We start from the raw sequence: 2,167 nt of genomic DNA on the forward strand, positions 1-2,167 counted from the left end.
ATCAATTTGTTTAGTTGTTCTTCAAAATCTTGCTTGTTTAAATCACCTGAAACGTACTGATCATAAAGTTTTTGATGATCTTCAGTGATTTCTAAATCGTAATATTCTCGATCTGATTTCTTTAAAAACACCTCTGACAAACGATTATTTTTTTCGGCATCACTCAATTTCATGGTCTAAATGCTCCTATTTTGCGTTTATTGGCGTTTTTAGCCCTGTTTAGCTAGATTTCCCTGTTTTTGAAGAAAAGGCGCTTAAATGCGATTTTAGGCGGTTTTTGCGCTATGGGGTGAAATTCGATATTGGTGCTTTGCTAACAAGAAAATTTTTAGCGGTTTGGAGATTTATCATTTTCCGACAGCAGGAGGGAATGCACGCTTACGCGTTTCTCTCCGAGAAACAAAAAAACGGCCTCTAAAAAAGATAAAAATAAGCCCCAAAAGTTGGGGCGTTTTGAAATCTTTTTTGGAGGATTAATTGCTACTTTTTGGCATTCACGTAGTCATAAAATTGAATTTGCTGTTTTGGGTCTTTTAGCATGATGCGAAGCCGTTGCATAAAATCATCTGGAGATTCGTTTTCCTGTTTTAAATGAGCGAATTTCTTGTCACGGGACATATTGAACGACAAGCTGTTCACTTGCATATTTCGCAATTCAATAAACTTAGGTTCATCTACCTGTTTGACTGGTGCAGATTGGATTTTTTTAGAACCAAAGCCGAGCTGTTCCAGTAGCGGATAAAACATCCTGAATTTTTTTGGCTCTAAAAGCATGTCTGCAAGGCGTTTCGTAAAGTCTTCGGATGACTCTCCGATCTCTGCATATTCGCTACCAACTTCGGGCAGTTCAGATAATTTGTGTGCAAACAAATGCCGTTGTGCATCGGTCATTTCGACAAAGAAATCAGGTGTGTTTGGATCTCGTTTAGGGTCGGTTTTTTGTTGTTTTTTTGGCTGTGCCTTCTGTTTAAATCGGAATGAAAAACCAATAATATTACGTCCTCTTTTGTGCTGTTCTTCTTTGACAGTAATATCTGTATTTTCATTGATTTGCTTTAATGATGGTTCTAAAACACGCTTTTTAAAGTCGTGCATTCGATGATATTCACTTTCTAATACTCCCAATCTTTCTCTGAACTCACTTAGCTCAATAATTGGTGTTTTCCCACTACTACGCCAAGCAATCAAAAGTTCATAAAGTCTAATGGCGTAGCCAGTGGAAAGCCCTTTTACTTGCTCTAACTCATAGCTCGTAAATTGTTTTTCTAGCCGAGTTATTAAAGGGATAATTGCAGGTGAAAAAATTAACTCAACAGATGCCGTTTTTTCGATGTATGCAATTTGAGAAACCCAACGTGAGGTAATATGAGCTACTCCTTTTCCTCTTGGTTCTTGATAGCTAAATTGACGAGCAAACAAGTCTTTACAGGCTTCTTTTAGTGCTTGATAAGCACCATTTTTCAATACATCAAAGTGGTTGATATAGCTCTCTGCGTGAATAGTTAAAGGGTCATTCGCATTAATACCTTTACCACTTTCACGGGCTTCAATTATTGCTAAAAGAATTAACCGTTGTTCCACTAGGTCAAGATTGTAGCTGGCATTAATTAAAGCGTTATCTTTCACAATTAAATCTTTCATATAGCGTCTTATTTTATTATGTCGTCTTATTGATCTTATGTGAAGCCTTATCAAGAAGCAATAAGCAGACATATTTTATTTTGTCGCATCTTGCAAACTAAACGTGCTTAAAACGACATGTTTTATTTTGTCTTTCAAAGCACACTAAGTGTCGTCTTATTGAGAATTTCTAGCACACTAAGTGTCGTCTTTTAGCACACTAAGTGTCGTCTTATGTCCTCTGAAACGCACGTATATCAATGCTTTCAGACTGCTTAAAAGCATTTAAAAGCTTTTTTATTATTAAAAGCCCAAAAAAATTAAAAACGGCATTTAAAACTGCCCTATGTTTTCGCTTCGCTCAAACTCTATTGAATCTCGCTGCGCTCGATTCCTGGGGGCAGTTTTTTTCAAAGACCCGCTAGGACGCTAAAAACAAGAATGGATTCGCTTCGCTCATAAAGCTTTATGCTCGCTTCGCTCGTCATGGAGCCAGTGGCTACAGTCGCTTTGCTCTGTAAATCTCGTTATGAAGCAACAGGGAGCT

1 pseudogene is annotated in these 2,167 nt (G+C 37.4%); it reads right to left on the minus strand.

The features are described from left to right. Positions 1–714 precede the first annotated feature (714 nt). Positions 715–1,641, minus strand: a pseudogene (gene repM, locus FTV43_RS15130) (replication initiation protein RepM); the annotation flags it as partial. Between the last annotated feature and the right edge of the window lie 526 nt (positions 1,642–2,167).

This window comes from Acinetobacter sp. YH16053 (assembly GCF_013417035.1).
In the GTDB taxonomy this organism is placed as follows: domain Bacteria; phylum Pseudomonadota; class Gammaproteobacteria; order Pseudomonadales; family Moraxellaceae; genus Acinetobacter; species Acinetobacter towneri.